Here is a 7,362-nt window from a genome sequence, read left to right as displayed (position 1 = left end):
TTTTCGATTTGCGATTTTGGATTGATTCCACGGATAAATCACGTGGCGGGTACCACCTTTGAAATTCGCTTGTCAAGCTAGAATTCAAAGAAATCCTATTGCTTGCCATCAACTGGTGTGGGGTTGGCGCTCAAAAGTTGAGCCGATAAAACTCGTCAAATAATATATCAAATTAAACACAAGCTTCTATCAAATCATTGAATTGAGCCACTAAAAATTCCCGATCTTCTGATGTTTATTGGGTAATTTTAGGGTGCTGGTACACGGATATGTGGCAGTTGCGTAAGTCCTGGTTATATTAAAGATGGATTGAGATAGATTTTCATGGTTTACTGGGAAAGGGAGCTTTGCCACAAGTTAAGACTAGCAAAAATGCTTAACGGAAAAAAGTTAAAATCTCTCAAGCTGAAGAAAATCAGGGTCGCGACAGAAAAATCCCCAAAATAAGAGGTAAAACTGATGGCGACAGACATCCGACACCAGCCGGAAAACGGCTACCACTCAGAACCAACTCAGCCTTCCTTAAGAGAAAATCTGAATAGGCGCAAGCTCATGCGGCTGCCCCGAAGCCTGAGTGCTTTAGAAACTTGGGGTTTTGGGCTCACCGGTCACGCCAATTGGTTTACTATCGCCACAGTCATCCAGGCAGGGATGGGACAAGGCGCCATCTTCGTCTGGTTGCCCGGTATCATCATGGGTATGATGCTCAACCTACAGGTAAAACGCATCGGCGAGTATTTCCCAGACATGGCTGGGGGAACGCCCAACTATACGGCTCGAATGCTGAAAAATTATCCTGGTCTGGGAAGCTATACGGCGATCGGATACTTTTTAAGCTGGGTAGCAACACTGCCAATTTCTGCGATCGTACTGACGCAGCTCATCAAAGTTAACCTCAATAGTTTAGGTTTTAGCTGTCCTGAAGCCTTACTAAATATTACCTTCACGCTCCTACCCTTCATTTTGACATTCAGCGGCACCCGCGCCTTAAGTATTCTGCACGCCTTTTTTGTGTTGCCGACAGTCGGCGTATTATCCGTTTTTTCCATTCATGGTCTATTCTGGTTAGCTTTTTCCCCAAACAGTCCTGGCTTTTTCCCCGCCACTTGGCCACAATTCACCTTTATTGACTGGGCTAAGTGGTTTTACTTTGGTACATACATCTTCTACTGCTGTGACTCCGCCGCCAGTTTCGTAGCCGATAGCCGCAACCCTACTAAAACCTTGCAGTTTCTCAAAACTTCCGCACTGGGGATGCTGCCTGTTATTTTGGCAGGTTCCTGGGTACTGATGCGCTTGGCCACCGAACCGAGTCTGAAAGATGACATATTCTTAAATGTATTAGCGGCCTGTCAGGTATTGTGGGGGCCTTGGGTTCCCACCCTCGTCACCTTTCTGGTAGTCGCTAGCTGTCTTCTGAGTTGCGCGACTATTGTTTCCAACTGCCCCCGGATGTTGTACCAACTTGCGGTAGACGGACATATTTCGCCAACATTCGCAGTTGTATCCCGACGGGGTGTATTTGGATTTGGGCTTGTCTTAGTTTTGGTTCTCAGTTTAATTTGTCTAGCTTGGGGAAATGTGCCTCGGCTTGTGGCGATTACTAATGTTGGCTTGGTTGTCTGCCTGACAATATTCCATCTATCACTGTGGCTGCGACGGGGTAGTCCAGAAGTTCGGTGGCCTTGGTGGTCCCTGGGCTTTTTCGTAGTAGATGCGGTGGTTCTGGTGGTGGGAGGCTTGGCTTGGGGCTGGCAAGACTTTATCATTGGGCTGTTTTTTCCCCTTGCCGTTTTAGCAGTGGAGGCAGGGATGAGTCGCATTGCCTTTGCCCCTTTCCATCCATCGTGGTGGATTCGGCTTTACCGCAACAGCAGCCAGGGCAAAATCCCAGATTTTGTAGCGTCTCAGGTTGTAGTTTTAATCTTACTGATCGTCAGCGCTGTTACTATCGGCTGGATTTTTGGCTTCAAATTATATGCTAACTCTACTGTTGGCTTGAATTTATTGGTAGTGCTACTCGTGACAGTTGCTTTTATTGGGGTGGCCGTTGCCTGTTGGACGAGTTTACCGCAAGTCGTCTCAATGGATGAAGCAAGAGAGGGAGCAGAACAGCTCTTTACCATTGCCCTAGATGCTATTGTAGTGCTGGATGAAAAGGGTATAATTCGTCAAACTAATCCCGCTGCTGAAAGCGTCTTCGGAATAGATTCTACTAGGCTAATGGGGTCTTACCTGAACAAATTATTGCCGGGATTAGGGGCTCAGCCAGAGCAGTGGCTCAGTCGCAGCGAACAAACTTTCAAGCTGCCTGATGGTAGTTCGCGCATTCTGGAGGTTGCCATCTCAGACCGATTTTCCCAAGACGCTTCCCTTTCCAATCAGGATCTGCAAGAATATGTGGCGATCGTGCGCGATATCACCGATCGCAAGCAAGCCCAAGAAGCCCTACAAAAAGCTAATGAGGAACTAGAAATCAAAGTCGATAATCGTACATCTCAACTCACCCATACTGTGCAGCAATTGCAGAATGAGATTGAAGAGCGCCAGCGGATAGAAGCAAATCTCAGAGCGATGCAAAATCAGATTGTTGTCCAAGAAAAACTAGCTTCTCTGGGCAGTTTAACCGCAGGGATTGCCCACGAAATCAGAAACCCCTTAAACTTTGTTAATAATTTTTCAGAAGTTTCTGCAGAATTAACCGAAGAACTTTTGCAAGAAATTGAAAATCAAACTGAACGGTTAGAACCAGAAACAAGTGAGTATATTGCTGAGCTATTAACCGATCTCACAGCTAATCTTAAAAAAATCCATCAACACGGTCAAAGAGCCGACAAAATCGTTGGCAATATGCTTTTGCATTCGAGGGGACAAAGCGGTCACTGGGAAGCTACAGATATAAATAGTTTATTAGCCGAATATATCAATCTAGCCTATCACGGGATGCGAGCGAAGGAAGCTAATTTTAACATTACCATACAAACCGACTGTGACAATGACATTGGCGAAGTAGAGGTCGTGCCACAAGACATTGCCAGGGTTTTTCTTAACATTATTAACAATGCTTGCTATGCAGCCCATAAAAAGAAACAAGAAATGGGAGAAGAATTTTCACCCCAGCTTGATGTCAGAACTCGAAATCTGGCCTCGGCGGTTGAAATTCGCATTCGCGATAACGGCGCGGGTATGACGCCCGATGTACTCGATAAAATTTTCAATCCCTTTTTTACTACAAAGCCTGCTGGGGAAGGTACTGGTCTAGGTCTTTCTATCAGCCACGATGTTATCGTCCAGCAACATCGTGGAGAACTAAAAGTCGAAACAGAAGTAGGAAGTTACACAGAGTTTATAATCACCTTGCCCAAAAAAGTAGGGGAAGTTAAGGAGTTAAAAAAATGAAAATAATGGTGGTAGACGACGAAGAAGATATCCAGTCACTGTTCAAGCAAAAATTTAGAAAAGAAATCAAAGCAGGGCAAATTCAATTTTATTTTGCCCTGTCGGCAGAGGCAGCTTTAAACTACTTAGAAACCCAGGATAAAGCGTCTATTGTCTTGATATTATCGGATATTAATATGCCTGGGATGAATGGGCTAGAACTGCTGAAGCTTATCAAAGAAAAATTTCCCAATCTAAAAGTTTTCATGATTACCGCTTATGGAGACGATAAAAATTACCAAACCGCTATGGACTATGGAGCTGATGGCTATATTATGAAGCCCGTTAATTTTGACGAATTAAAAGAAAAAATATTCACAATATGGAGGAGCCACAATTAGCTTAGAAATAAAAATAAAACAACTTGCATACACAAAACTTATAGGATAAAAAGATGCCAATTAAAATACTATTTGTGGATGACGAGCTTGATTTAGAATTTCTGATTTGCCAAAAATTTAAAAAACATATCCGCACCCCAGGATGGCAGCTTGTTTTTGCTCATAATGGCGTAGAAGCCCTGGAAAAATTGAAAGAACACCCGGATCTAGATATGGTAGTGACGGATCTTAATATGCCTGAAATGGATGGCCTGACTTTACTCTCTAGACTTAATCAGATAGATATTCCCCTCAAAACAGTAGTTATATCAGCTTATGGCGACATGAGAAATATAAGAAATGCGATGAACTTCGGTGCTTTTGACTTTCTAACCAAGCCGATAGATTTTCAGGATTTAGAAATTACCCTCAACAAAACGCTGCGCGAGGTGCAAGAGCTCAAAGAAAACCAGCATTTGCGGCAATCAGAAGCTCGCGCTAGAGAACAAGCTCAGGATTTACAACAAAGTCTGCAAGAGCTAAAAAATACCCAAGCTCAACTGATTCAGACTGCAAAAATGTCTTCTTTGGGTCAACTGGTTGCGGGGATTGCTCATGAAATCAACAACCCCGCCAACTTTATCTACGGCAATATCAGCCACGTCAGTGATTATATCCAAAACCTACTGCACCTGCTGCATCTCTATCAGCAGCAGTACACTCCTCCCTGTTCTGAGATTCAAACTGAAATCGAAGCCATGGATTTGGAATTTATGATAGCAGATTTACCCCACATTCTGGTTTCAATGAAAGGGGGTGTTGACCGCATTCACAAGATTGTTTTGTCTTTGCGTAACTTCTCAAGGCTGGATGAAGCTAACATAAAGTCTGTTGATATTCACGAAGGACTCCAAAGCAGCCTGCTAATTTTGCATAATCGACTTCAAGCAACGACAGCGCGTCCAGAGATTCAAGTGCTCGAGGAGTACAGCAATCTGCCTTTAGTGGAATGCTATGCTGGAGAACTCAACCAGGTGTTTATTAACATTCTTTCAAATGCGATTGATGCTTTGAATGAGTACAACAAACAACGGTCACTAGATGACATCTTCGCTCGCCAACTCGCCATGACTATTCGCACTGTTCTGCTAGAGGAAAACTCCCGTATCGTCATTCAAATTCGGGACAATGGGCGGGGAATGACCGCCGACGTGAAAGACCGTATTTATGAACCATTTTTTACTACTAAGCCTCTAGGTGAAGGTACTGGTTTGGGTCTCTATATCAGCTACCAAATTATAGTGGAGAAGCATGGGGGCGCATTGAAGTGTTTTTCAGAGGAGGGGCAGGGAGCAGAGTTCTGGATTGAAATTCCCATCAGACAAACTAGGGCGGCACTCGACCTTAGCTAATCAATCGACTTCTATCAAACTCAGAGCCTATTCCAGCCATCCGGTTTGCCATTGTAGAAATCAGCCTTTTCATTACTCCTGAAATCATCTATAATAGGACGTAAAGTAGATAAAAATTACTCGGATAAGTTAATGAATCCCAGGAGTTCAAAAAATGTCGCCTACGACCGAAATGGCTTGCACTATGCCAGCTAAAATATTATTTGTGGATGACGAGGCAGATTTAGAATCTTTAATTTGCCAGAAATTTAGAAAAAAGATCCGCACAGGAGAATACCAAGTTTTTTTTGCACACAATGGCGTAGAAGCGCTTTCAACTTTGCGAGAGCAGCCGGATATAGATATTGTACTGACAGACATTAATATGCCAGTCATGGATGGTATGGCTTTGCTGGCGAAACTTAACGAGCTAGTTACTCGGGTCAAAACAGTAGTTATATCTGCCTATGGCGACTTGGCAAATATCAGAAAGGCAATGAACGGCGGGGCCTTTGATTTTTTGACTAAGCCTATAGATTTTCAGGATTTAGAAATTACAATTAACAAAACATTATGCCATGTGCAACAGCTTAAGGAAAACGAGCGCGCCCGCCAAGAAAGAGAGGATAAATTGCGGCAATCGGAAGCGCGAGAGCGAGAAAAAGCTATCCAACTAGAACTGGCACTGCAAAATTTACAGCGCACCCAATCTCAGCTTATTCAGAATGAGAAAATGTCGAGCTTAGGACAACTAATTGCAGGTATTGCCCACGAAATTAATAATCCCGTTAACTTCATCTATGGCAACTTAACTTATGTCAATGATTACACTCATCAGCTATTGAGTTTGATCGCGCTTTACCAGCAGCACGATGCCCATAAATACCCTGAAATCGAAGCTTTAATTAAGCAAATAGAGCTGGAATTTATCCAAGAGGATATGCCTAAAATGCTGTATTCGATGAAATTGGGGGCAGAACGTATCCGTCAGATTGTGCTGACGTTGCGGAACTTCTCGCGCCTAGACGAAGCTGAGATGAAACCGGTTAATATTCACGAGGGAATCGATAGCACTCTAGTGATTTTGCAGAGTCAGCTCAAGGCTAAGCCGAATTCTGCGTCTATTCAAGTTATTCAAGAATACGGAGATTTGCCCAAAATAGAATGTTATGCGGGTCAGTTGAATCAGGTATTTATGAATTTGCTAAGCAATGCCATTTATGCCTTGAATCACTACGATCGAGAAAGTAGCCCGGAGCAAATTAAAAACGAGCCTAGGACGATTACGATTGCTACTTCTATGCTGAATGGCGAGTGGGTAAGAATCAGTTTTAAAGATAATGGGCCGGGGATGACAAGCGATGTAAGAAATCGGCTGTTTAATCCTTTTTTCACAACTAAACCTCTGGGTGATGGCACTGGCTTGGGATTATCGATCAGCTATCAGATTGTGGTGGAGAAGCACGGCGGAGATTTGAAGTGTTTTTCGCAGGCAGATAGAGGTGCAGAATTTGTGATTGAGATTCCGATTAAGCAGAGCGCTCGGGTACAGATGAAGGCGAGTTAAGGGGAATTAAATAAAAATCAGGGTAAAGTCTAGTAAAATCTAAGATCGCGATCGCACTTCCCCAATTTCTCTGTAATGTCTGAAGTCTCCCAAACACCGAAGGATCTAGCCGAAGACCTCAATCGCCTCACCGACCTCAACTTAATAATTGCCAGATCCTGAAGACTCCGAGCTTCCCGAGTTTGATTTTTAATAACCGCTTGACAATGCTGGGAAAGTATGCGATGGCTTCGATCGGCAAACAGATATCTAGCGGGGACAGATCCTCCGAGTTGTCAGAGATAGAGAGAAAAAAGGCGGCGAAGGACGCGGTACTGGCTTTTTAAACTGGCTCAAAGAACGCAAAATCAGTAAAAGAAAAGTCAAGCTTATTCGTTGTGCGAATTAATGGGGGGAAATTTACGCCTTTGGTCGCGGTAGCCTCCGGCATCACACTCAGCGGGAGTGAAAGTCAATAGTAGATTTGGAGTCGTTTGTCAACTTGTAAGTGCCCCGGACTGGTTAAGGTGATGGGTAAGGGCGTGAGCACGCGATCGCGCCCTCACCATGTGCCAGTTGCGTAAGTTTTGAACTAATGACTAATGACTAATGACTAATGACTAATGACTAATGACTAATGACTAATGACTAATGACTAATGACTAAT

4 protein-coding genes are annotated in these 7,362 nt (G+C 43.7%); all 4 read left to right on the top strand.

Annotation, left to right across the window (positions count from 1 at the left end; all coding sequences use genetic code 11):
• Positions 1 to 459: 459 nt before the first annotated feature.
• The 4 genes from QUB61_RS36650 to QUB61_RS36635 all read left to right on the top strand — a co-directional run bounded on the left by QUB61_RS36650 (position 460) and on the right by QUB61_RS36635 (position 6,716).
• Positions 460 to 3,399 carry an ATP-binding protein gene (locus tag QUB61_RS36650; RefSeq protein WP_333133566.1) on the top strand — a complete coding sequence of 980 codons (2,940 nt, stop codon included), beginning with the start codon at positions 460 to 462 and terminating at the stop codon, positions 3,397 to 3,399.
• A complete protein-coding gene (locus QUB61_RS36645) occupies positions 3,396 to 3,779 on the top strand; it encodes a response regulator (RefSeq protein WP_333133565.1) in 384 nt (127 codons plus the stop codon). The genes QUB61_RS36650 and QUB61_RS36645 overlap by 4 nt, the downstream gene beginning before the upstream one ends.
• Positions 3,780 to 3,832: 53 nt before the next feature.
• Positions 3,833 to 5,170, top strand: coding sequence for an ATP-binding protein (locus QUB61_RS36640; protein WP_333133564.1), 1,338 nt, complete (start codon positions 3,833 to 3,835; stop codon positions 5,168 to 5,170).
• Between the two features lie 154 nt (positions 5,171 to 5,324).
• The gene (locus tag QUB61_RS36635; RefSeq protein ID WP_445300267.1) at positions 5,325 to 6,716 is read left to right on the top strand and encodes an ATP-binding protein; all 1,392 of its coding nucleotides are present in this window, start codon (positions 5,325 to 5,327) and stop codon (positions 6,714 to 6,716) included.
• The last annotated feature ends 646 nt before the right edge of the window (positions 6,717 to 7,362 follow it).

This window comes from Microcoleus sp. C2D2 (assembly GCF_036702495.1).
In the GTDB taxonomy this organism is placed as follows: domain Bacteria; phylum Cyanobacteriota; class Cyanobacteriia; order Cyanobacteriales; family Microcoleaceae; genus Microcoleus.
Note: the sequence above shows the minus strand (reverse complement) of the source record. Positions and strands in the feature narration are given on the sequence as shown.

Bases quoted from the DNA above. Each gene is read 5' to 3' on its own strand.
- QUB61_RS36650 (WP_333133566.1), top strand. From the start codon at position 460: ATGGCGACAGACATCCGACACCAGCCGGAAAACGGCTACCACTCAGAA.
- QUB61_RS36645 (WP_333133565.1), top strand. From the start codon at position 3,396: ATGAAAATAATGGTGGTAGACGACGAAGAAGATATCCAGTCACTGTTC.
- QUB61_RS36640 (WP_333133564.1), top strand. From the start codon at position 3,833: ATGCCAATTAAAATACTATTTGTGGATGACGAGCTTGATTTAGAATTT.
- QUB61_RS36635 (WP_445300267.1), top strand. From the start codon at position 5,325: ATGTCGCCTACGACCGAAATGGCTTGCACTATGCCAGCTAAAATATTA.